The organism is Streptomyces sp. NBC_01439 (genome assembly GCF_036227605.1).
Lineage (GTDB): Bacteria > Actinomycetota > Actinomycetes > Streptomycetales > Streptomycetaceae > Streptomyces.
Window position 1 is genome coordinate 5,827,501 of sequence record NZ_CP109487.1, and the last position, 22,929, is coordinate 5,850,429.

Annotated in this window: 19 protein-coding genes and 2 rRNA genes (1 of these 21 only partly in view); 13 read left to right on the forward strand and 8 right to left on the reverse strand. The window is 70.8% G+C overall.

Going from position 1 to position 22,929, the window contains the following annotated elements; all coding sequences use genetic code 11:
* From OG207_RS26310 to OG207_RS26325, 4 genes are all read left to right on the forward strand, one after another.
* Positions 1-1,390: ribosomal RNA gene (locus OG207_RS26310) — 23S ribosomal RNA — on the forward strand; it begins 1,733 nt to the left of the window's first position.
* Positions 1,391-1,468: 78 nt separating this feature from the next.
* Positions 1,469-1,585, forward strand: a 5S ribosomal RNA gene (gene rrf / locus OG207_RS26315).
* 109 nt (positions 1,586-1,694) lie between these two features.
* The gene (locus tag OG207_RS26320) at positions 1,695-2,051 is read left to right on the forward strand and encodes a DUF6247 family protein (protein ID WP_329101438.1); all 357 of its coding nucleotides are present in this window, start codon (positions 1,695-1,697) and stop codon (positions 2,049-2,051) included.
* Positions 2,048-2,338: a hypothetical protein gene (locus tag OG207_RS26325; protein WP_329101440.1), complete on the forward strand. Its 291-nt coding sequence runs from the start codon at positions 2,048-2,050 to the stop codon at positions 2,336-2,338. The genes OG207_RS26320 and OG207_RS26325 overlap by 4 nt, the downstream gene beginning before the upstream one ends.
* Positions 2,339-2,342: 4 nt before the next feature.
* Here the strand turns inward: OG207_RS26325 and OG207_RS26330 are convergent, their stop codons facing one another.
* From OG207_RS26330 to OG207_RS26350, 5 genes are read right to left on the reverse strand one after another with little or no spacing between them, the layout of a single operon-like run.
* Positions 2,343-3,653: a DUF58 domain-containing protein gene (locus OG207_RS26330; RefSeq protein WP_329101442.1), complete on the reverse strand. Its 1,311-nt coding sequence runs from the start codon at positions 3,651-3,653 to the stop codon at positions 2,343-2,345.
* Positions 3,653-4,639: an AAA family ATPase gene (locus OG207_RS26335; RefSeq protein ID WP_329101444.1), complete on the reverse strand. Its 987-nt coding sequence runs from the start codon at positions 4,637-4,639 to the stop codon at positions 3,653-3,655. Before OG207_RS26335 ends, OG207_RS26330 begins: the two co-directional genes overlap by 1 nt.
* Positions 4,636-5,937 (reverse strand): DUF4350 domain-containing protein, encoded by a 1,302-nt coding sequence (locus tag OG207_RS26340; RefSeq protein ID WP_329101446.1) that lies wholly within the window; start codon positions 5,935-5,937, stop codon positions 4,636-4,638. Before OG207_RS26340 ends, OG207_RS26335 begins: the two co-directional genes overlap by 4 nt.
* On the reverse strand, positions 5,934-6,614 hold the full coding sequence (locus OG207_RS26345) for a DUF4129 domain-containing protein (RefSeq protein ID WP_329101448.1): 681 nt from the start codon (positions 6,612-6,614) through the stop codon (positions 5,934-5,936). The genes OG207_RS26340 and OG207_RS26345 overlap by 4 nt, the downstream gene beginning before the upstream one ends.
* 7 nt (positions 6,615-6,621) lie before the next feature.
* Positions 6,622-7,878, reverse strand: coding sequence for a glycerophosphoryl diester phosphodiesterase membrane domain-containing protein (locus OG207_RS26350; RefSeq protein ID WP_329101450.1), 1,257 nt, complete (start codon positions 7,876-7,878; stop codon positions 6,622-6,624).
* Positions 7,879-8,192: 314 nt separating this feature from the next.
* Between OG207_RS26350 and mtrA the strand changes: the two genes are divergently transcribed.
* The 6 genes from mtrA (at position 8,193) to OG207_RS26380 (ending at position 15,528) form a co-directional block, all read left to right on the forward strand.
* The gene (mtrA, locus tag OG207_RS26355; protein ID WP_189747360.1) at positions 8,193-8,882 is read left to right on the forward strand and encodes a two-component system response regulator MtrA; all 690 of its coding nucleotides are present in this window, start codon (positions 8,193-8,195) and stop codon (positions 8,880-8,882) included.
* Between the two features lie 22 nt (positions 8,883-8,904).
* Entirely contained in the window at positions 8,905-10,848 is a 1,944-nt protein-coding gene (gene mtrB / locus OG207_RS26360; RefSeq protein ID WP_443072739.1) for an MtrAB system histidine kinase MtrB, read from the forward strand.
* Entirely contained in the window at positions 10,838-12,721 is a 1,884-nt protein-coding gene (locus tag OG207_RS26365; protein ID WP_329101453.1) for an LpqB family beta-propeller domain-containing protein, read from the forward strand. Before mtrB ends, OG207_RS26365 begins: the two co-directional genes overlap by 11 nt.
* 64 nt (positions 12,722-12,785) lie before the next feature.
* Complete coding sequence (locus OG207_RS26370; protein WP_329101455.1) at positions 12,786-13,553, forward strand: ComF family protein; 768 nt, start codon at positions 12,786-12,788, stop codon at positions 13,551-13,553.
* A 326-nt stretch (positions 13,554-13,879) separates the two neighbouring features.
* Positions 13,880-14,575: a ribosome hibernation-promoting factor, HPF/YfiA family gene (hpf, locus tag OG207_RS26375; protein WP_329107895.1), complete on the forward strand. Its 696-nt coding sequence runs from the start codon at positions 13,880-13,882 to the stop codon at positions 14,573-14,575.
* Positions 14,576-14,784: 209 nt separating this feature from the next.
* A complete protein-coding gene (locus OG207_RS26380) occupies positions 14,785-15,528 on the forward strand; it encodes a response regulator transcription factor (protein WP_329101456.1) in 744 nt (247 codons plus the stop codon).
* Between the two features lie 33 nt (positions 15,529-15,561).
* On the opposite strand, the gene OG207_RS26385 is transcribed toward OG207_RS26380, so the two are convergent.
* Both OG207_RS26385 and OG207_RS26390 read right to left on the reverse strand, forming a co-directional pair.
* Positions 15,562-16,734 carry a winged helix-turn-helix domain-containing protein gene (locus OG207_RS26385; RefSeq protein WP_329101458.1) on the reverse strand — a complete coding sequence of 391 codons (1,173 nt, stop codon included), beginning with the start codon at positions 16,732-16,734 and terminating at the stop codon, positions 15,562-15,564.
* Between the two features lie 99 nt (positions 16,735-16,833).
* Positions 16,834-17,445 (reverse strand): GNAT family N-acetyltransferase, encoded by a 612-nt coding sequence (locus tag OG207_RS26390; RefSeq protein ID WP_329101460.1) that lies wholly within the window; start codon positions 17,443-17,445, stop codon positions 16,834-16,836.
* Between the two features lie 240 nt (positions 17,446-17,685).
* Here OG207_RS26390 and secA point away from each other — a divergent pair, with 240 nt between their 5' ends.
* The gene (secA, locus tag OG207_RS26395) at positions 17,686-20,484 is read left to right on the forward strand and encodes a preprotein translocase subunit SecA (protein WP_329101461.1); all 2,799 of its coding nucleotides are present in this window, start codon (positions 17,686-17,688) and stop codon (positions 20,482-20,484) included.
* 193 nt (positions 20,485-20,677) lie between these two features.
* Here secA and OG207_RS26400 read toward each other — a convergent pair whose 3' ends face one another.
* Complete coding sequence (locus OG207_RS26400; RefSeq protein ID WP_329101464.1) at positions 20,678-21,109, reverse strand: Rv3235 family protein; 432 nt, start codon at positions 21,107-21,109, stop codon at positions 20,678-20,680.
* Between the two features lie 302 nt (positions 21,110-21,411).
* Between OG207_RS26400 and OG207_RS26405 the strand changes: the two genes are divergently transcribed.
* Complete coding sequence (locus OG207_RS26405; RefSeq protein WP_329101466.1) at positions 21,412-21,912, forward strand: DUF6912 family protein; 501 nt, start codon at positions 21,412-21,414, stop codon at positions 21,910-21,912.
* On the forward strand, positions 21,909-22,601 hold the full coding sequence (locus tag OG207_RS26410) for an HAD family hydrolase (protein WP_329101468.1): 693 nt from the start codon (positions 21,909-21,911) through the stop codon (positions 22,599-22,601). Before OG207_RS26405 ends, OG207_RS26410 begins: the two co-directional genes overlap by 4 nt.
* Positions 22,602-22,929: the final 328 nt, after the last annotated feature.

Here is a 22,929-nt window from a genome sequence, read left to right on the forward strand (position 1 = left end):
TGAGACCTGATGCCGAGCCGATTGTGGTGAAGTGGATGATCCTATGCTGTCGAGAAAAGCCTCTAGCGAGTTTCATGGCGGCCCGTACCCTAAACCGACTCAGGTGGTCAGGTAGAGAATACCGAGGCGTTCGGGTGAACTATGGTTAAGGAACTCGGCAAAATGCCCCCGTAACTTCGGGAGAAGGGGGCCATCACTGGTGATAGCACTTGCTGCTTGAGCTGGGGGTGGCCGCAGAGACCAGCGAGAAGCGACTGTTTACTAAAAACACAGGTCCGTGCGAAGCCGTAAGGCGATGTATACGGACTGACGCCTGCCCGGTGCTGGAACGTTAAGGGGACCGGTTAGTGACCTTTCGGGGTTGCGAAGCTGAGAACTTAAGCGCCAGTAAACGGCGGTGGTAACTATAACCATCCTAAGGTAGCGAAATTCCTTGTCGGGTAAGTTCCGACCTGCACGAATGGCGTAACGACTTCTCGACTGTCTCAACCATAGGCCCGGTGAAATTGCACTACGAGTAAAGATGCTCGTTTCGCGCAGCAGGACGGAAAGACCCCGGGACCTTTACTACAGTTTGATATTGGTGTTCGGTTCGGCTTGTGTAGGATAGGTGGGAGACTTTGAAGCAGCCACGCCAGTGGTTGTGGAGTCGCCGTTGAAATACCACTCTGGTCGTGCTGGATGTCTAACCTCGGTCCGTGATCCGGATCAGGGACAGTGTCTGATGGGTAGTTTAACTGGGGCGGTTGCCTCCCAAAGGGTAACGGAGGCGCCCAAAGGTTCCCTCAGCCTGGTTGGCAATCAGGTGTTGAGTGTAAGTGCACAAGGGAGCTTGACTGTGAGACCGACGGGTCGAGCAGGGACGAAAGTCGGGACTAGTGATCCGGCGGTGGCTTGTGGAAGCGCCGTCGCTCAACGGATAAAAGGTACCCCGGGGATAACAGGCTGATCTTCCCCAAGAGTCCATATCGACGGGATGGTTTGGCACCTCGATGTCGGCTCGTCGCATCCTGGGGCTGGAGTCGGTCCCAAGGGTTGGGCTGTTCGCCCATTAAAGCGGTACGCGAGCTGGGTTTAGAACGTCGTGAGACAGTTCGGTCCCTATCCGCTGTGCGCGTAGGAATATTGAGAAGGGCTGTCCCTAGTACGAGAGGACCGGGACGGACGAACCTCTGGTGTGCCAGTTGTCCTGCCAAGGGCATGGCTGGTTGGCTACGTTCGGGAGGGATAACCGCTGAAAGCATCTAAGCGGGAAGCCTGCTTCAAGATGAGTATTCCCACCTCCTTGAGAGGGTAAGGCTCCCAGTAGACGACTGGGTTGATAGGCCAGATGTGGAAGCCCGGTAACGGGTGAAGCTGACTGGTACTAATAGGCCGAGGGCTTGTCCTCAGTTGCTCGCGTCCACTGTGTTAGTTCTGAAATAACGAACAGCTGTGTCAACACCAGCATGTTTAAATTTCATAGTGTTTCGGTGGTCATAGCGTTAGGGAAACGCCCGGTTACATTCCGAACCCGGAAGCTAAGCCTTTCAGCGCCGATGGTACTGCAGGGGGGACCCTGTGGGAGAGTAGGACGCCGCCGAACAATTATTGCGGAAGCCCCGCACCAGCCCTTTATGGGTTCGGTGCGGGGCTTTTTTGCGTTCACGACCCAAGCGGAGCTCGGTATCCTAGGGTTCTCCGTGGAGGACACGATGACAGCACAGCACGCAGAAGCCGATGGCCCGCTCATCGCTCAGCCGGCCATGACTCGTGAGGCGCTTCGTGACGCCGTGAGGCGGCTGGACATGCCGAGCCTCGCGGCCTTCGACAAGGAGTGTCACGAGGCGTTCGACCGGGCAGCCGAGACGGGGGCCATCAACCCGCTCCGGTTCTTTCTGATCAAGTGGGCGACCCACGTTGCCATCCACAGGTGGCCGACGAGGTCCGCGGCCTTGGCCGAAGCGGAGCGCGTCGCGGGCGACCCGACGGCGGGCGAGAAGGCCTTCCAGGCATCCATGGAGACCAGCAGTCGTATTCTGGCGGAGGCCCAGCGGGAGATCGGTCTGTGACCGACCGCGGTGAGGCCGTCGAGAACGAGCAGGGCTGGGCGTGGGAGTGCGATCCGAGCCGCGCGTGGGTACTGGGAGACATGGCCGACGACCATCAAGCGCTCGTCAGCCGGATCATGGACGGCCTGGTGGACCTGGCCGCGATGGGAATCGACCCGAAGAGCGGCAGCCTGTACGAAGACCCGGCACCCATGCGGCTGCGTACCTACGAGGACGAGCATCTGATGGTCTGGTACCAGACCATCGGGCACCGCTGCCGGGTCTACCTCAAGCGGGTCAATCTCTGATCGTTCAGAGGCGGCCGGCGGCCTTCAGGGCCAGGTAGGTGTCCGCCAGGGACGGGGCCAGGGTGTCCGGGGTGGCGTCGACGACGTGGACGCCGTGGCGGGTGAGCTGGTCGGCCGTGCGACGGCGCTGGGACTGGGTCTGGGTGCCGGCGGCGGCCTCGTAGACGGCGTCCACCGTGCCCCGTGAGCTTGTCATGGCCGCGACGTGAGGGTCGGCGACCGAAGCCAGTAGGACCGTGTGGCGCTGCGTGAGACGGGGGAGCACCGGGAGCAGGCCCTCTTCGATCGGAGCTGCGTCCAGGCTCGTCAGGAGGACCACCAGGGACCGGCGCGGGGCGTTGCGGAGGATGGTGGAGACCAAGGTCCGGCCATCCGTCTCGACCAGCTCCGGCTCCAGGGTGGCCATCGCATTGACGAAGGACGGGAGGGTGTCGGCCGCAGAGCGGCCCTGGACCTGGGCGCGGGGGCGGCGGTCGTGTGCCAGGAGGTCCACGCGGTCGCCGGCGCGGGTGGCGAGGGCTGCGAGGAGCAGGGCCGCGTCCATCGCGGAGTCCAGGCGGGGGGCGTCGCCGACGCGGCCCGCCGAGGTGCGGCCGGTGTCCAGACAGATGAGGATGTGCCGGTCGCGTTCGGGGCGCCAGGTGCGGACGGCCACCTTGTTCTGACGGGCCGTGGCGCGCCAGTCGATGGAGCGGGTGTCGTCGCCGGGGACGTAGTCGCGGAGGCTGTCGAACTCGGTGCCCTCGCCGCGGGTCAGGACGCTCGTGCGGCCGTCCAGTTCGCGCAGGCGGGCCAGCCGGGACGGGAGGTGCTTGCGGCTGGTGAAGGGCGGCAGGACCCGGACGGTCCAGGGGGACGTCTGGGAGCCCTGGCGGGCCCACAGGCCCAGTGGGCCGTAGGAGCGGATCGTGACGCGGTCGGCCCGGCGGTCGCCGCGGCGGGTGGGCAGCAGCCGGGTGGTCAGCCGGCGGCGTTCGCCCGCGGGGACGACCACCTCGTGGCGGGACGCCGCGGCCTCCGTGCCCGGGAGCCAGCTGCTCGGCGGCCAGGCGTCGCGGACACGGGCCCGGAGCTTGCGGCCGCTGGGGTTGGTGACGGTGAGGTGTACCTCCGCCGGCTCGCCCAGGCGGACCGAGGTGTCTCCGGAGCGGGCCAGCACGAGGCCGCGTAGGGGCGCCGCGAGGGCGCAGTCGAGCGCGCAGGCCAGGGCGATCGGGCCGTTGACCGCGAGCATGCCGGTCCAGCTCGGTTCGAGGAGGCCGACCGGGATGCTGCCGAGGGCCGCCAGGAGGGCGGCGCGTCCGGTGAGGGCCATCAGCGCGGGACGGGGACGTGGGAGAGGATCGCCGTGATGACGGCGTCGGCCGTGACTCCCTCCATCTCCGCTTCCGGGCGCAGCTGGACGCGGTGGCGCAGGGTCGGCAGGGCGAGGGCCTTGACGTCGTCGGGGGTGACGTAGTCGCGGCCGGTGAGCCAGGCCCAGGCGCGGGCGGTGGCCAGCAGGGCGGTCGCGCCGCGGGGGGACACGCCGAGGGTGAGGGACGGCGATTCGCGGGTGGCGCGGCAGACGTCGACGACGTAGCCGGCGATCTCGGGGGAGACGGAGACCCGGGCGACGGCCTGACGGGCGGCTTCGAGCTGGGCCGGGCCGGCGACCGGGCGGATGCCGGCGGCGTGCAGGTCGCGGGGGTTGAAGCCGGCGGCGTGACGGGTCAGGACCCCGATCTCGTCCTCGCGGGAGGGGAGGGGGACGGTGAGCTTGAGGAGGAAGCGGTCGAGCTGGGCTTCCGGGAGGGGGTACGTGCCCTCGTACTCGACCGGGTTCATGGTGGCGGCGACGAGGAAGGGGTCGGGCAGCTTCCGCGGGGTGCCGTCGACGGTGACCTGGCGCTCCTCCATTGCTTCGAGGAGCGAGGACTGGGTCTTGGGCGGGGTGCGGTTGATCTCGTCCGCGAGGAGCAGGTTGGTGAAGACCGGGCCGTCCTGGAAGGAGAACTCGGCGGTGCGGGCGTCGTAGACGAGGGAGCCGGTGACGTCGCTCGGCATCAGGTCCGGGGTGAACTGGACGCGCTTGGTGTCGAGTTCGAGGGCGGCGGCGAGGGCCCGCACGAGCAGGGTCTTGGCGACGCCGGGGACGCCTTCGAGGAGGACGTGGCCGCGGCACAGGAGCGCGACGACGAGTCCGGTGACGGCGGAGTCCTGACCGACCACGGCCTTGCCGATCTCGGTGCGGAGCGCTTCGAGGGAAGCGCGGGCGCTGTCCGCGGTCACTGCCGTGGACTCGGTGGCCGGGTACGTCATGACGTGCGGACCTCTCTTTCGAGGGCGTCGAGGTGGTCGGCGAGCGCGACGAGTGCCGCGTCGTCGGAGGGGGTGGTGCCGAAGAGGAGGGCGGTCACGTCCCGGGGCTCGCCGGTCAGGCGGGCGGAGACGGCCGGGGCCAGGGCCGCGGGGTCGTGGGCCTGGGTGTGCGGTACGCCGAGCAGTGCGGCGAGGCGTTCGCGGGTGGCGGTGCGCAGCACGGTGGCGGCGCGGTCGCGGGCGTCGGCCTTGCGGTAGAGGCGGGCGCGGCCCTCGGTGGCCTCGGAGGCGCGGATGACGACGGGGAGCTTCTCGGTGACGAGGGGGCCCAGGCGGCGGGCGCGCCACAGGGCGGCGAGGGCGGCGGCGACGAAGAGCTGGAGCAGGGCCCAGGACCAGCCGGCCGGGATGAGGTCGAGCAGGCCCTGGTCCTCTTCGGAGGGCGCGGTGTCGGGGTCGGAGTCCGCGAGGGACGGCAGGTACCAGACGAGGTCCGGGCGGGAGCCGAGGAGTTGGAGGGCGAGGGAGGCGTTGCCTTCGTCGGCGAGGGACTCGTTGAGGAGGATCGCATCGGAGCCGAGGAGGACGGTGTCGCCGCCGGTGGGGCCGGTGGGCAGGACGAGGAGGGTGGGGTGGCCGCCGCTGGGGTAGCAGGCGGTGGCCCGGGGGAGGGCGGTGGTGTAGGTGAGTCCGCCGCCGGTGTCGGCGCGGCCGGCCGAGGTGGCGGCGGGCAGGGTGCAGCCGGGGTCGGGGCGGTTCGTGCCCGCGTCGCCGGCGGTGTGCACGCCGGGGGAGAGGTCGCTGAGGCTGTGGCTGCTGGGGGCGAGGAGGACGGTGCGGCCGCCGGAGAGGTCGATGGCCGAGCGGATGACGTCGCGCTGGGTGGCGCCGAGCCGGTCGGGGTCGGTGACCAGGAGGGTGGTGCGGGGGCCGGCCGCGTCGGCGGCCTCGCGGGCGGTGGTGACGACGCGGGTGGTGACGCCGCGTTCCTTCAGGAGCTCGGCGACGGCGCGGCTGCCGAAGGGGTCGGCGGCGCGGGGGTCGAGGTAGCCGTGGCGGGTGCCGGAGTCGAGGGCTGCCATGGCGATGGCGCCGGCGGCGAGGACGGCTACGGCGGTCAGGGCGCGGCGGATCCGGCGGATCCGGCGGATCCGGCGGATCCGGCGGGTGCGCGCGGCGCCGTCGGCGGGTGCGAGTGCGGTTGCCTGGTCGGGGGTGCCGGTCACGGGCTCCCGTGCCTCGGGCGCCGACGGGGCCGACGTGGCCGTCGGCGTGGCCGGGTCGGTCGGGCCGGTCATGCGGTGGGTCCCGTCAGCAGCGGCTTTGCGCGTTCCAGGGTGAGGTCGAGGGCGCGCAGGCGGGCGTACGTGTCGGCGTCGGCGGTGCGGCCGCCGTAGGTGACGTCGTCGAAGGTGCGGGCGGCGGCGCGGAGGTCCGCGGCGTGGTCGGGGAGGGAGAGCGCGGCTTCGGCGGCGGCCTCGTCGGCGGTGCGTCCGGGGCGCGGGTCGAGCAGGGTGCGCTCCTCCAGGGAGCGGACGACGGCGCGCATGCGTTCCTGGACGGCTTCGGTCCAGCGGCCGGCGGCGGCGTGGGCGTCGGCGGCGCTGCGGTGGTCGGCGGCGCTGCGGGGGCCGTCGGCGAAGAGGGCGCCCGCGCCGGTGCCGATCCGGCCGGGGGTGCCCAGGCGCCACCAGAGGGCGCCGACGGCGAGGACCACGAGGACGAGGATCACGACGAGGCCGAAGCCGCCTCCGGGGGTCGCCCCGGAGGCGGCGCCGAACAGGTCGTCGAGCCAGTCGAAGAACTTGCGCAGGGCGCGGTCGAACAGGCTCGGGTCGTTCTCGTGGTACATCGGCTTGGACAGTTCGCGCTCGGCCGCTTCCCCGGCGGGTTCGCGCGGTGTCGTCACCGGTGGTGTTTCGGCGCTCGGCAGGAGCGCCGTGGCGCGGGTGATGAGGCCCCCCGTACTCATCATCTGTGCGTCAGCCTCCGGTCGTGCCGTAGTTCTCGAGGCCGGCGGCCCGGGCGAGCTCCAGGTCGAGTCCCTCGCGGCGGATGCGCTGATCGACGTAGAGGAGCACGGTGACGCCGGACTGGAACGGCATGACGATGGTCTCCGCGATGATCGCGCCGATCGCGGGGGCGATCAGGGCGCCCCAGGTGTTCATGTCGGCGGGGTTGCCCGAGGCGAGGGCGTCGAGGCCGCCGCTGAAGGCGAACATGCCGAGGAACTGGAACGGCATCACGATCACCGCCGAGATGAAGCCGGCGATGAGGAGGGTGAGCAGGGTGATGCCGAAGATGCGCCACCAGGTGCCCTGGACGAGCTTCGAGGAGCGCGCGAAGGCCTTGAAGACGGTGCTCTTCTCCAGCATCAGGGCGGGTGAGGCCAGCGTGAACTTGATGCCCAGCCAGAGCATGAGCGGCACCCAGATGGCGCCGCCGAGGACGGCGAGGCCGATGGTTTCGGTGAGGACGCCCGGCAGGATCAGGACGGCGCCGAGCAGGACGGCGCCGAGGGCCATCAGCAGGGTGAGCCCCATCAGGCGCAGCAGCTGGGGGCGGGACTCGCGCCAGGCGTCGGAGACCGAGGAGTGCTGGCCGAGCACGGCGCGGCTGAAGACCATCGTGAGCATCGCGGTGACCACGATGGTTCCGAGGATCTGGATGAACTGGAGCACCGCGGTCGCGCCGATGGTGCTGCCGATCGCGTCGATGAACTCCTCGGGTCCGGCGTCCGGGGAGGCGGAGACGGCGAGGTCGTCCATCATGAACTTCTGGACGATCACACCGATCACCTGGACGACGGTGGCCACGACGAGGGTGATCGGCAGGACCGCGCGCCAGTGGGTGCGCATGGTGGCGACCGCGCCGTCGAGGATCTCGCCGAGGCCCAGGGGCCGCAGGGGGATCACACCGGGCTTGGCGGCGGGGGGCTGGCCCCACTGGCCGGGGGCGCCCGGGTAGCCGTACTGGGGGCCGTACTGGCCCGCCTGCGGGGTGCCCGGCTGCTGACCCCAGCCCGTGGTGGGCTGCGGCTGCGCCGGCGGGGCCGCGGGCGTGGTGCCCGGGCTCGACCACTGACCGGGCGGCGGCTGCTCGGCGGACCACTTGGGGTCGCCGGCGGGCTGGGCCGGCTGGGCGGGCTGGGCCGGCTGTTGCGCGCCGCCGTCGGTGCCCGGCCGCTCGCCGTCGGACGGAGAGGATCCGGGCGTAGCCCAGCCCGGAGAGTCGTTCATCGTCACTCCTTCATGTGCGCCTGCCGCAGCGGGGCGCTGGTCGCTGCCATCGTGCCACGTGGGGGGCCCGAACGGAGTAGGGGGTGGGCGGCGGATCGGGTGCGGTGGCGGGGTGAGGAGGGTCGATCCGGGTGATTCCGACCGGTCGGACGGTTCCGGGCGGTGCGGAGGGGTTCTTCGGAGCCCGTACCTTCAATAGTCGACCCGATCGGGGGCAGACTGGGTGGAGCTGATCTCCACGCAGGTCCGAGGGTCGATTTCCAGCCCTTTTGGCTGTGGGGCAGCTCACCGCCGGGTCACGATTAGCTAATGGGATGATGTCAACCATGAAGGGACGCGTCCTTGTCGTCGACGACGACACCGCGCTGGCCGAGATGCTCGGCATTGTGCTGCGTGGAGAAGGTTTTGAGCCGTCGTTCGTAGCGGACGGTGACAAGGCACTTGCTGCCTTCCGGGAGGCGAAGCCGGACCTGGTGCTGCTGGACCTCATGCTGCCCGGGAGGGACGGCATAGAGGTCTGCCGCCTGATCCGGGCGGAGTCCGGCGTGCCGATCGTCATGCTCACCGCCAAGAGCGACACGGTCGATGTCGTCGTGGGCCTGGAGTCCGGGGCCGACGACTACATCGTGAAGCCGTTCAAGCCGAAGGAGCTGGTGGCCCGCATCCGGGCCCGTCTGCGCCGGTCGGAGGAGCCCGCGCCCGAGCAGCTGGCCATCGGTGACCTGGTCATCGACGTGGCCGGGCACTCGGTCAAGCGGGACGGTGCCTCGATCGCGCTGACCCCGCTCGAGTTCGACCTGCTGGTCGCCCTCGCGCGCAAGCCCTGGCAGGTCTTCACCCGTGAGGTGCTGCTGGAGCAGGTCTGGGGCTACCGGCACGCGGCGGACACCCGCCTGGTCAACGTGCACGTGCAGCGCCTGCGCTCCAAGGTCGAGAAGGACCCGGAGCGCCCGGAGATCGTCGTGACGGTGCGTGGTGTCGGCTACAAGGCCGGACCCAGCTGACGTGCAGTCCGGTACGTCCGGCGTGTCCGGCAGGGTCCCGGGCGGCTTCCACCCGTGGCGGCTGCGCTTCGGCCGGCTGTTCCGCGACCGGGCGTCGAGCAGCCGCGTCCTGCGGCTGTTCCTGCGCCTGGCGCGCCGGCCGCTGCTCCCGGCCGTCCGGTTGTGGCGGCGCAACATCCAGCTCCGGGTCGTCGCCGCCACCCTGTTGATCTCGCTCGCCGTGGTCCTCGCCCTGGGCTTCGTCGTCATCGCCCAGGTCAGCAGGGGTCTTCTGGAGGCCAAGGAGGAGGCGGCGCAGAGCCAGGCCGCGGGCGGGTTCGCGGTGGCGCAGGAGAAGGCCAACGCCCCGGCCGCGGTGGACGGGCCCGACGCCACCGACAACAAGGTCGGCCGGGACGCCAGTACCTGGATGAACTCCCTGGTCAAGCAGTTGGCCAGTGGTGGGCAGACCGCCTTCGAGGTCGTCGCGCTGGGTGCGGGCACGGGCGATGAGGCGCTGCCCGGAACGCAGGGCGTCAAGGGCGCCCGGGCCTCCGGCAACGTGGACCCGACCGCCAGCGTCCCGCTGCCGCTGCGCAGGGCCGTCAACCACGCCACCGGCGCCTTCAAGACCTTCTCCGAGATCCGTTACACCAGCGGGGACGGCGCGAAGCAGCCCGAGCCGGCGCTGGTCATCGGCAAGCGGCTCTCGGACATCAACGGCGACCCGTACGACCTGTACTACCTCTTCCCGCTCACCCAGGAGGAGGAGTCCCTCAACCTGATCAAGGTCACCATCGTGACCGCGGGCATGTTCGTCGTCGTCCTGCTCTGCGGCATCGCCTGGCTCGTGGTGCGCTCGGTGGTCACGCCGGTCCGGATGGCCGCCGGGATCGCCGAGCGGCTCTCGGCCGGGCGGCTCCAGGAGCGGATGAAGGTCACCGGTGAGGACGACATCGCGCGCCTCGGCGAAGCCTTCAACAAGATGGCGCAGAACCTTCAGAACAAGATCCAGCAGTTGGAGGAGCTGTCCCGGATGCAGCGCCGCTTCGTCTCGGACGTCTCGCACGAGCTGCGCACGCCGCTGACGACGGTACGGATGGCAGCCGACGTCATCCACGACGCCCGGGTCGACTTCGACCCGATCACCGCGCGCTCCGCCGAGCTGCTCGCCGGGCAGCTCGACCGGTTCGAGTCGCTCCTCGCCGACCTGCTGGAGATCAGCCGCTTCGATGCGGGGGCCGCGGCCCTGGAGGCCGAGCCCATCGACCTGCGTGACGTCGTGCGCCGGGTCATCGACGGTGCCGAGCCGCTCGCCGAGCACAAGGGCACCCGGATCCGGGTCCTGGGCGACACCCAGCCGGTCATCGCCGAGGCCGATGCCCGACGGGTGGAACGGGTGCTGCGCAATCTGGTCGTCAACGCCGTGGAGCACGGCGAGGGCCGCGACGTGGTGGTCCGGCTGGCGTCCGCGGGCGGGGCCGTCGCCATCGCCGTACGGGACTACGGGGTCGGGCTCAAGCCCGGCGAGGCCACCCGCGTCTTCAACCGCTTCTGGCGGGCCGACCCGGCGCGGGCGCGCACGACCGGCGGGACCGGCCTCGGCCTGTCCATCGCCGTCGAGGACGCCCGGCTGCACGGGGGCTGGCTGCAGGCCTGGGGCGAGCCGGGCGGCGGTTCGCAGTTCCGGCTGACCCTGCCGCGCACGGCCGACGAGCCACTGCGGGGCTCGCCCATCCCGCTGGAGCCCGAGGACTCCCGGGCCAACCGCGCCAACCGGGCCAGGGCCGCGGCCGAGGCCGAGGGCGGTGCGGCGGAGCGCACGCCGGCCGACGCGGGCGACCGCTCGCCGATACCGCCGCGCTCGCCCGTCGCCGGAGCGATGCCGGTGCCCGCCGACCCGACGGCCCTGCCGGGGAACGGGGCACGGGTCGTGGCCCGCCCGGCCGAGCAGGCACAACAGGAGGACCGAGCCGATGGACGCTGAGCCCTTGGACGCACGGGCGGGGCGTGCGCGGGTGCGGCGCCGGCGGCTGCGCACCGTACGGGCGTACGCCTTCGGCGCGGCCGGGCTGCTGCTCGCGGGATGCGCCTCCATGCCGGACCGGGGCGACATCCGCCCGGTGCAGGCCTCGCAGGGCGTGGATTCGCAGGTCCGGGTGTTCGGCGTGCCGCCCGCGGACAAGGCCAGCCCGGCGGAGATCGTCGACGGTTTCCTGGAGGCGATGACCAGCGACGACCCGGAGCTGGAGACGGCCCGCAAGTACCTCACCGAGGCGGCTGCGAAGAGCTGGAAGCCCGGCTCGGCCGTCACCGTGCTCTCCTCCGGACTCAACCGGGTTCCGAACCGGGGCGAGAAGGACCCCGAGGGGCCCCGTTGGAAGGTGACCGGCAAGAAGCTCGCGACCGTCGACGAGCACAGCGCGTACCAGCCACAGACCGGGGCCAGGGAGTACGAGGAGTTCCTCCAGCTCGTGCAGACCCAGGACAATCAGTGGCGGATCTCGACCCCGCCGAGCGGGCTCGTGCTCAGCGAGTCGGACTTCCAGCGCATCTACATGCCGGTCAACAAGTACTACTTCGCGGGCGGCACGCTCGTCGCCGACCCCGTCTACGTGCGTCAGCGCACCGACCCGGCCTCGCGGATGGACCCGACCACCCAGACCGTGCAGTCGCTGCTGGCGGGGCCGTCGCGGTGGCTCGCGCCGGTCGTGGAGTCCAGCTTCCCCACCGGTACGGAACTGAGCCCGGGCACCAAGTCCCTTTCGTACGACGGGCAGAACACGCTGCGCGTGCCGCTCAACGAGAAGGCCGAGAACGTCGCGCAGCCGCAGTGCAAGAAGATGGCCACCCAACTCCTCTACACGGTCAAGGATCTGACGGGTTCCCGGCTCGACCAGGTCGAACTGGTGCGGGCGGGCGGCAAGTCGACCTCGCTGTGTTCGGTGAGCGAGGTGAGTGCGGCCGCGATCGCGGGCCGGCCCAAGATCCCCGAGTTCCAGTACTTCGTCGACAACGAGAAGCGGCTGGTCCGGATGAAGCTGGACACGAGCAGCGAGGACCTGCAGGCCCGGACCGAACCGGTGCCGGGTCCGCTGGCCACTCCTCCCGGGTTCAAGGTCAGGTCGGCGGCGGTTTCGCACGACGAGCGGCGCGCGGCCGTGGTCTCCGAGGACGAGCACGCGCTGTACGTCGTGCCGCTGGTCGGCAGCGGGGCGATGCCGCAGCCGCTGCCGGTGGGCAGGGGCGGCAAGACGGCGTTGCTGACCGCGCCGAGCTGGGATGCTTCGGGCGATCTGTGGGTCGCGGACCGGGATCCGCAGTCCCCGGGGCTGTGGCGGGTGCCCGGTGGTGCCGGAACGCCCGAGAAGGTGCAGGTGGCGGGGCTCGACGGCCGGAAGATCGCCTCGCTGAAGGCGTCCGCCGACGGTGCGCGGATCGCCCTGCTGGTGGAGCAGACCGGCGGCAGCAAGGTCCTGTACGTCGGGCGGATCGAGCGGCCCGACGGCAAGGGCGACTCCTCGGCGGTGTCGGTGCGCGAGCTGCGTCCGGCGGCCCCGCAGATGGTCGACGTGACGGCGATGAGCTGGGCGCCGCGCGGGAGGCTGCTCGTGGTGGGCCGGGAGAGCGGCGGCGTGCAGCAGGCCCGCTACATGCTGGCCGACGGTTCGATGGTCGCGGCGAGCCTGCCCGGGGCGACCGGTCTGTCGGAGGTGGCGGTCGCGGCCACGGAGGACGAGGCGAAGCCGAAGCCGGTGGTCGCGTACTCGGAGGACGGGATCGTGTGGCTGCCGCCGGGGGCGCAGTGGCGCACGGTGGCGGCGGGGGCCGGCGGCCGGTCTCCGGTGTACCCGGGCTGACCCGCCGCCGGGCGGGTCGTCCACAGGGGTCGCGCCCGGCGGCCCGGCCCGTCAGTGTGGAGCCATGCGTCAGTGGTGGCAGGAGCTCGCCGGACTGGTCCTGCCGGTCGACTGTGCCGGCTGCGGGGCGGTCCGGGTGCTGGTGTGCGCCGAGTGCCGGGATGCGCTGAGCGGGGTCGGGGAGGGGTCGGTGCGGCCGTCTCCGCGGCCCGCGGGGCTGCCGGTGGTGCGGGCCGCCGCCGTCTACGAGGGGGCCGTACGGAGCCTCCTGCTGGCCCACAAGGAGCGCGGGGCGCTGCCGCTGGCCGGGGTGCTCGGCGCCGCCCTGGCGGCGGCCGTCCTGGCGGGCGGTGCGGGCAGTGTGGGTGGTGCCGGTGGTGCTGCTGGTGCGGGGGAGGTGGCGCTGGTCCCGGTCCCGTCGGCGCGGCGGCAGGTCCGGGCGCGCGGGCACGATCCGGCGCGCAGGATCGCGCGGGCGGCCGCGGGGCGGCTGCGGCGGGCCGGTGTTCCCGCGCGCGTGGCGCCCGTACTGGGGCTGCGGCGGGCGGTGGCGGACCAGTCGGGGCTGGGGGCCCGGCAGCGCCGGGAGAACCTCGCGGGCGCGTTGGCGGTGCGCCGGGGCGGGTGGCGGCTCACGGCCGGGGCGGCCCGGATCGTGCTCGTGGACGACCTGATCACCACGGGGGCGACGTTGGCGGAGGCGGCCCGGGCGGTGCGCGCCGCGGGGCTGGTGGCCGGGCCGGTGGCGGGCCCGGGGGCGGTGCTGCGGGCGGCAGTGGTGGCCGCGCCGGCGGACTCCTTCGACCGGATCGAACGCGCGCCACGTCTTTGAGCAACTCGGACAGAACAAAAATCTTGTGAATAGATTTGGAACTGGCGGGGAAGGCCCATCGTTGCAGGTAGTAAGAGGGATCAGCCACCTGACTGGAAGTACATTCCGGTAGCGGGTGCCGACAACCGCCATAGAGGGATATGTTCGGTTGTAAGGAACTCAGGAGGCTGTCTCTCGACTCCGAAGTCGGTGGGGTGTTGATCTTGCCGATGGGGGAGGAGGAGGTGAAAGTCGCCAAGTCCGAGGCTCCGGCCTTCACCGGAGTCTGGTGCGAAAGGGAGACGCTTCGCCCCGTCGGGCGGAGCTATCCGGGAACGGAGTTCTGCGTGGACATCGTCGTCAAGGGCCGCAAGACCGAGGTGCCCGAGCGGTTCCGCAAGCACGTGGCCGAGAAGCTGAATCCGGAGCGGATCCAGAAGCTCGACGCCAAGGTGATCAGCTTGGACGTCGAGGTGTCCAAGGAGCACAACCCGCGCCAGGCCGACCGTTCCGACCGCGTGGAGATCACCCTGCGTTCGCGGGGCCCGGTGATCCGTGCCGAGGCCGCCGCCGCCGACGCGTATGCGGCGCTGGACCTGGCTCAGGACAAGCTCGAGGCCCGGCTGCGCAAGCAGCACGACAAGCGTTACACCCGTCGTGGCAGCGGCCGGCTCTCGGCGGCGGAGGTCGCCGACGTGGTGCCGGGCGTCGCATCGCTGAACGGCAGCGGACAGCCGGTGTCGGAGGAGAAGACGGACGGGGTGCCGATTACCCGGATCGGATCCCTCGAGGTGCAGGGCGAAGGCCCGCTCATCGTTCGCGAGAAGACCCACTCGGCCGCACCCATGTCGCTCGACCAGGCCCTGTACGAGATGGAACTGGTCGGCCACGACTTCTATCTGTTCGTCGACTCCGAGACGAAGTTGCCCAGTGTCGTCTACCGCCGTCATGCCTATGACTACGGCGTCATCCACGTGAACCCCGACGGTGCCTCCAGCTCGGAGGAACCGCGGGGCGGCGCCGGTGGCGCGCTCGGCGGCTGACGCCGGGCACATCCGTACATCGCCCCCGCGCAGGCGCTCCGGCGCCTTCGCGGGGGCGCTTGCATGACCGGTATGCGACGGGTATGCGCCAGGTGGCTCACTTTTGGCCCCCGGGCCGTGGTGCGGGCATGGAATCATGGCGTGCAGTCAACCGGCAGCGGTGCGTGTCCGGTTGGCCCAGCAGCTGAGCACATGCAGGGGGAGGAACGATGGCGGACAGCTTCGGGCCGGTGCGCGCGGACGGCGGCGTCGCGGGCTGCCACGAGAGCGACCCGGCGCAGGAGCCCGCCCGGGAGCCCATCAGGGTGCTCGTGGTCGACGACCACGCGCTCTTCCGGCGGGGACTGGAGATCGTCCTCGCGCAGGAGGAGGACATCCAGGTCGTCGGTGAGGCCGGGGACGGTGCGGAAGCCGTGGACAAGGCGGCCGACCTGCTTCCGGACATCGTGCTGATGGACGTGCGGATGCCCCGGCGCGGCGGGATCGAGGCGTGCACCTCGATCAAGGAGGTGGCCCCCTCCGCGAAGATCATCATGCTGACGATCAGCGACGAGGAGGCGGACCTCTACGACGCGATCAAGGCGGGCGCGACCGGGTACCTCCTGAAGGAGATTTCGACGGACGAGGTGGCCACGGCGATCCGGGCGGTGGCGGACGGCCAGTCGCAGATCAGCCCGTCGATGGCGTCGAAGCTGCTCACCGAGTTCAAGTCGATGATCCAACGGACTGACGAGCGCCGGCTGGTGCCGGCGCCGCGGCTGACGGACCGGGAGCTGGAGGTCCTGAAACTGGTGGCCACCGGCATGAACAACCGTGATATCGCCAAGGAGTTGTTCATTTCCGAGAACACCGTGAAGAACCACGTCCGCAACATCCTGGAGAAGCTGCAGCTGCACTCCAGGATGGAAGCCGTGGTCTACGCGATGCGGGAAAAGATCCTCGAGATCCGCTGAGGCGACGTCCGAAAGGGGCGGGAAGCACCCTCTCTAGAGCGCAGCCAGTTCCGCGGTGACGGCCGCCGCTTCCGCGGGCGAGCTCGCGCGCTCGACGCGTACGTCCTCGCAGCCGACCCACTCCGCCGCCTCCCGCAGGGCCCGTGCCATCGGGCCCGCGGCCTTCGGGGAGGTCAGCGAGAGCTGCCGGGCGACCAGCGTGCGGCCCTCGCGGGCCGGGTCGACGCGGCCCTGGAGCCGGCCGCCCGTCAGCAGCGGCATCGCGAAGTACCCGTGTATCCGCTTCGGCTTGGGCACGTACGCCTCCAGGCGGTGCGTGAAGCCGAAGATCCGCTCCGTGCGGGGACGGTCCCAGACCAGGGAGTCGAAGGGCGAGAGCAGCGTCGTGCGGTGGCGGCCCCCGGGGGCCTGCGCGAGGGCCGCCGGGTCCGCCCAGGCCGGCTTGGCCCAGCCCTGCACCTCGACCGGTACCAGCCCGGAGTCCGCGACCACCGCGTCGAACTGCTCGCCCTTGAGGCGGTGGTAGTCCGCGATGTCGGCGCGGGTGCCGACGCCCAGGGACCGACCCGCCAGGGCGACCAGGCGGCGCAGGCACTCGCGGTCGTCCAGGTCGTCGTGGAGCAGTGCGTCGGGCACGGCCCGCTCGGGGAGGTCGTAGACCCGCTTCCAGCCGCGGCGCTCGCTGCACACCACCTCGCCGGTGTCCAGCAGCCACTCCACCGCGATCTTGGTTTCGGACCAGTCGAACCACTCGCCGCCGTTCTTGGCGCCGCCCAGCTCGGTGGAGGTCAGCGGGCCGTCCGCCTTCAGCCGGTCCAGGACCGCCCGCGTCGACTGCTGCTGGTCCTGGAGGATGTGCCAGCGGTGGCCGCGGGCCCGGTTGGCCCGGCGGCGGAAGGCGAAATGCGGCCATTCCTCGATGGGCAGGATGCAGGCGGCGTGCGACCAGTACTCGAAGGCGTGCCGGTCCGACCAGTACGCCTGCTCCACGGTGTCCCGGCCGACCGCGCCCAAGCGTGCGTACGGGATCAGCTCGTGCGAGCGGGCCAGGACCGAGATGGTGTCCAGCTGTACGGCGCCCAGGTGGCGCAGGACCCCGCGGACCCCGCCGCGCCGGTCGGGTGCGCCGATGAAGCCCTGCGCGCGCAGGGCGATGCGCCGGGCCTCGTCGGCGGACAGGGACACGTGCGGCGGCGGGTTGCTCATGCGCCGAAGCCTAGGCGGCACCACTGACAACGGGCCCGTACGGGAGCCTTCGTCGCCCGCCCCGCCCCGCCCCGCCCCGCCCCGCCCGCAGGGCTCCGGTCAGGTGGCCGCGGCCCCGGTGCCCGGCCGGTCGGCGGGTGCCGGTAGGTAGGGCAGTCGCGAGGGCAGGCCCAGGTCGGAGGGGAGCAGGGCGCCGACCCAGCAGTCGCGGTACGTGTCCCGCTGGATGATGCCGGCCCGCAGGAGGCCCTCGACCTGGAAGCCGGCCTTCTCGGCCACGGCGCGGGAGCCCGCGTTGCCCACTTCGGCGCGCCATTCCAGCCGACCGATGCCCAGTTCGGTGAAGGCCCAGCGGGCGACGGCACGGACCGCCTCGGTCATGTAGCCCCGACCGCGGTGCTCCTTGACCGCCCAGTAGCCGATCTCGGTGCTCTCCGCGGTGTGGACGTGCACGCCGACGGCCGCGACCAGGGGGCCCTCGGCGCCCTCGGCCCCGAGGCGCACGGCGAAGGCGAAGGCCGTGCCGTCGCGCCAGCCGTTCGGCACGGTCTCGTTCACATAGGTGCGCGCGTGCTCGCGCTCATAAGGAGAGGGCACCAGCGTCCAGCGCTGGACGTCCGGGTCCCGTGCCGCGGCGTACAGCTCGTCCTCGTCCGACGGGACGAAGGCACGCAATACCAATCGGTCCGTGCTGAGTGTTGTGGGCTCCATGAACGAATTCTGCCGCCGTGCCGATATTCGCGGCGAACGTTTTCCGGTGATCCCTCCGAGTGATGCGGCACCTTCGGTGTCCCCCGTACGTTCTCAATCCGGGCACCCGTGCCCCCACGGGAACGGCGGACCTCCCGACGCGGCCACGTCCTCGCTTACGATGGCCGTTGCGGTGGGGCCCACCTGCCGTGCCCGTGTACGTACAGTGCCCAGGCCCGACCGGCAAGGAGACAAACCTCGGTGTCCGTCTTCAACAAGCTCATGCGTGCAGGCGAAGGCAAGATCCTGCGCAAACTGCACCGCATCGCGGACCAGGTCAACTCCATCGAAGAGGACTTCGTCAACCTCTCCGACGCCGAGTTGCGAGCGCTCACGGACGAGTACAAGCAGCGTTTCCAGGACGGCGAGAGCCTGGACGACCTGCTGCCCGAGGCCTTCGCGACCGTACGCGAGGCGGCCAAGCGCGTCCTCGGCCAGCGGCACTACGACGTCCAGATCATGGGTGGCGCGGCGCTGCACCTCGGCTACGTGGCCGAGATGAAGACCGGTGAGGGCAAGACCCTCGTCGGCACGCTCCCCGCGTACCTGAACGCGCTGTCCGACAAGGGCGTCCACCTGATCACGGTGAACGACTACCTCGCCGAGCGCGACTCCGAGCTGATGGGCCGGGTGCACAAGTTCCTCGGCCTGGAGGTCGGCTGCATCCTGGCGAACATGTCGCCCGCGCAGCGCCGCGAGCAGTACGCCTGCGACATCACCTACGGCACGAACAACGAGTTCGGCTTCGACTACCTGCGCGACAACATGGCGTGGTCCCAGGACGAGCTCGTCCAGCGCGGCCACAACTTCGCCGTGGTCGACGAGGTCGACTCGATCCTCGTCGACGAGGCCCGTACCCCGCTGATCATCTCCGGCCCCGCCGACCAGGCCACGAAGTGGTACGGCGACTTCGCGAAGCTGGTGACCCGCCTGACCAAGGGCGAGGCCGGCCAGCCGCTGAAGGGCATCGAGGAGACCGGCGACTACGAGGTCGACGAGAAGAAGCGCACCGTCGCCATCCACGAGTCCGGTGTCGCCAAGGTCGAGGACTGGCTCGGCATCGAGAACCTCTACGAGTCGGTGAACACCCCGCTCGTCGGTTACCTCAACAACGCGATCAAGGCCAAGGAGCTCTTCAAGAACGACAAGGACTACGTCGTCATCGACGGCGAAGTCATGATCGTCGACGAGCACACCGGCCGCATCCTCGCCGGTCGCCGCTACAACGAGGGCATGCACCAGGCGATCGAGGCGAAGGAAGGGGTGGACATCAAGGACGAGAACCAGACCCTCGCCACGATCACCCTGCAGAACTTCTTCCGCCTCTACTCAAAGCTGTCCGGCATGACCGGTACGGCCATGACCGAGGCCGCCGAGTTCCACCAGATCTACAAGCTCGGTGTCGTCCCCATCCCGACCAACCGGGGCATGGTCCGCAAGGACCAGCCGGACCTGATCTACCGGACCGAGGTCGCGAAGTTCGCCGCCGTCGTCGACGACATCGCGGAGAAGCACGAGAAGGGTCAGCCGATCCTCGTCGGTACGACGTCGGTCGAGAAGTCCGAGTACCTCTCCCAGCAGCTCTCCAAGCGCGGCATCCCGCACGAGGTGCTCAACGCCAAGCAGCACGACCGTGAGGCGACGATCGTCGCCCAGGCCGGCCGCCGGGGCGCGGTCACGGTCGCCACGAACATGGCCGGCCGCGGTACCGACATCAAGCTCGGCGGCAACCCGGACGACCTCGCCGAGGCCGAGCTGCGCCAGCAGGGCCTGGACCCGGAGGAGCACATCGAGGAGTGGGCGCACGCCCTTCCCGCAGCGCTCACCCGGGCCGAGGCCGCGGTGAAGGCGGAGTTCGAGGAGGTCAAGGAGCTCGGCGGGCTGTACGTGCTGGGCACCGAGCGGCACGAGTCGCGCCGCATCGACAACCAGCTGCGCGGCCGCTCCGGCCGACAGGGCGACCCGGGCGAGTCCCGTTTCTACCTGTCGCTGGGCGACGACCTGATGCGCCTGTTCAAGGCGCAGATGGTCGAGCGCGTCATGGCGATGGCGAACGTGCCGGACGACGTGCCGATCGAGAACAAGATGGTGACGCGCGCGATCGCGTCGGCCCAGTCGCAGGTGGAGACCCAGAACTTCGAGACGCGCAAGAACGTCCTGAAGTACGACGAGGTCCTCAACAACCAGCGTGAGGTCATCTACGGCGAGCGCCGCCGCGTCCTGGAGGGCGAGGACCTGCAGGACCAGGTGCGCCACATGATGGACGACACCATCGACGCGTACATCGCGGCCGAGACGGTCGAGGGCTTCGCCGAGGAGTGGGACCTGGAGCGCCTGTGGGGCGCCTTCCGGCAGCTCTACCCGGTGAAGGTCACCATCGACGAGCTGGAGGAGGCCGCCGGCGACCGCGCGGGCATCACCGCCGAGTTCATCGCGGAGTCCGTCAAGGACGACATCCACGAGCAGTACGAGGCGCGCGAGAAGACGCTCGGTTCCGAGATCATGCGTGAGCTCGAGCGGCGCGTGGTCCTGTCGGTGCTCGACCGCAAGTGGCGTGAGCACCTGTACGAGATGGACTACCTGCAGGAGGGCATCGGCCTGCGGGCCATGGCCCAGAAGGACCCGCTGGTCGAGTACCAGCGCGAGGGCTTCGACATGTTCAACGCCATGCAGGAAGGCATCAAGGAGGAGTCCGTCGGCTACCTGTTCAACCTGGAGGTCCAGGTCGAGCAGCAGGTCGAGGAGGTTCCGGTGCAGGACGCGGCGCCGTCGCTGACGAAGGAGCCGGCGGGTGCGCGTCCGGAGATCCGGGCGAAGGGGCTGGACGCTCCGCAGCGGCCGGACCGGCTGCACTTCTCCGCCCCGACGGTGGACGGGGCGGGCGGTGTCATCGAGGGCGACTTCGAGAGCGACTCCCTCGGCGCGGAGGGCGACGGGCTGACGCGGGCGGAGCGTCGCAAGGCGCAGAAGGCTGCGGGCGGGCGTCGCCGGAAGAAGTAACCCTTCGCAGGGTTTCGCGCGAGCCGTCGGCCGGGGCCGGACACCTTCGGGATGTCCGGCCCCGGCCGCGTTGTGTGGTGATGTGCGGCGCCGTTGCCGGGGGCGCTGCCCCCGGACCCCCGCGCCTCAATCGCCGGCGGGGCTGAGAGGGGCTGGGGCTGAAAGGGGCTGGATTCGGCGGGCCGACGGCAGGTCACGGGCGGGGGCCCTGGATTTCTACTGCGGCGCAGCGCCAGCGGAGGTCGGGGCCCTGTTCGAGGCGGAAGGCCATGGCGGTGAGGCGGTCGCCCGTGGCGATGCGGGCGAAGGCCTCGATGACTCCCGGGCCCGGGGTGAAGCGGCCGCACTGGCGGACGACCGGGCGCAGGCGGTCGCGGAGGGGGTCCGCGGGGGCCAGGGCGATCAGCTGCTGGTAGGCGGGGCCGATGGTGTGGCCGAGGAGCGAGTGGACCGGGCGCAGGCCGCTGACCACCGCGAGGAGGTGTTCGGCGAACCAGTGGTGCGGGCCGAGCCGCAGGGTGCGCGGGGGGCCGGCCGGGCGCCGCTGGTCCCGTCGGCCCGCGGGCCGGGTCCGGCTCGCGGGCCGACGACGGCTGCCGTCGTTGCCGGTCATCGTGGTGTCCATCGCGAGCTTCCCCCGAACAGGCCGGGCCCGGAGTGGTACCGGGCGGTAACTTGATGGGGATCTTCTACGGCGGCCGAACACGCTCCGCAACCACGTCCGCGGCCCGCCCGGCCACTGGCTCCCTTCACCTATCCGGGTGGGCGGCGGCAGGTCCCCCGCCCCGGGCGGCGCCGGTGCGCGTACCCGGGTGGACGGGCGCGGTTCCCGGTCCGGCGCCCCGAAGGGGGACGGGGTCCATCACCCGCCCGGCCGCGTCCGAGTCGTATCCTGAGGGCGTTTCCGACTACCGAAAGCAGCCGGCCATGCGCGTGTACGTCCCCCTGACCCTCCCCGGGCTCGCCGAGGTGCACCGGGCGGGTGAGCTGGGTCCCGCCCCGCTGCTGGCGTACGCCGTCACCCCCGGTCTGCGCGAGTGGTACGTGTCGGACGACATCGAGGAGCTGGAGTACGCGGCCCTGAACCGGGCCGCGCTCGCCTCCCTGCGGCTGGTCGCCGCGGACGCGGACGCCCCGCGCCGGCGCGTCGTGGTGGCCCTGGACGTCGACGACAAGGCCGCCACCGCCAGCCCGGGGGCCGACGGGGCCGCTCTCGGCCGGGTGGCCCTCGCCGCCGCCGTGCGGCTCTCCGTGGTCGCCGCCGTGCACGTGGACGCCGATGACGCCGAAGAGGACGTGGCCGCCGCCGTACGGGCCCTGGAGGCCGCCGACGGCGGGGACGCGGACGCACAGCACACCGTCGACGGGGCCGAGGACCACGACCTGCTCTGGTTCGGCCTGCAGGAGATCCCGGGGCTGCTGAAGTGACCGCCACGACCCCCGCCACCGCCACCACCCGCCCGAACCACATCGTCTGGGACTGGAACGGGACGCTCCTGCACGACATCGACGCCGTCATAGCCGCGACCAACGCCTCGTTCGCCGAGCTCGGCTTCGCGCCGATCAGCCTGGAGATCTACCGCGACCTGTACGTCGTGCCCGTGCCGAAGTTCTACGAGCGCCTCATGGGGCGGATGCCCACCGAGGCGGAGTGGCTGGTCATGGACGACACCTTCCACCGCCACTACTGGGCCGCCGCCGAGGACGCCGGGCTGGCCGAGGGGGCCCGGGAGCTGCTCCGGGACTGGCAGCTGGACGGCCTCACCCAGTCCCTGCTGTCCCTCGCGCCCCACGACAAGCTCGTTCCCCTGATCCGGGCCCACGGCATCGACCAGCACTTCCTGCGCGTCGACGGCCGGATCGGCCCCTCCCACACCTCCAAGGCGGGACATCTCGTACGCCACCTGGCCGCCCTGGACGGGACGGGCGTGACGGCGGACCGTACGGTCCTCATCGGAGACGCCGTGGACGACGCCCTCGCCGCCGCCCACGTGGGTGCCCGGGCGGTCCTCTACACGGGCGGCTCGCACAGCCGCAGCAGTCTGGAATCAGCCGGAGTGCCGGTCGTGGACAGCCTGGCCGAGGCCGTACGGACAGCTCGCGAGCTGGCCGGATAAGGACTGGACGGGTACCTGCACGGACGCCCGGTCACGTCGCTGGCCAGAGTGTCAAAGTTCTACCCCAAGATTTGTACAGATGCAGCGAATGACGTCCTGGGGGTAGGTCGGGATAGCCTTGTACCCGTGATCAGCGCGATAGTCATCGGGGGCACTGGTGCCTCCGGCCTGCGCCCGGCGCACGACCGTGCCCGGGCCCTCGCTGATCCCCGCCCCCGGGACCGTCGGCCGATCATGGCTCATTCCCTCCCGGTCGGCTCTCTCGACGGCATAGCGTCGATCCCGAACGGAAACCCCGCCTCGCGGTGCTATGTCATTCCTTCCTTCA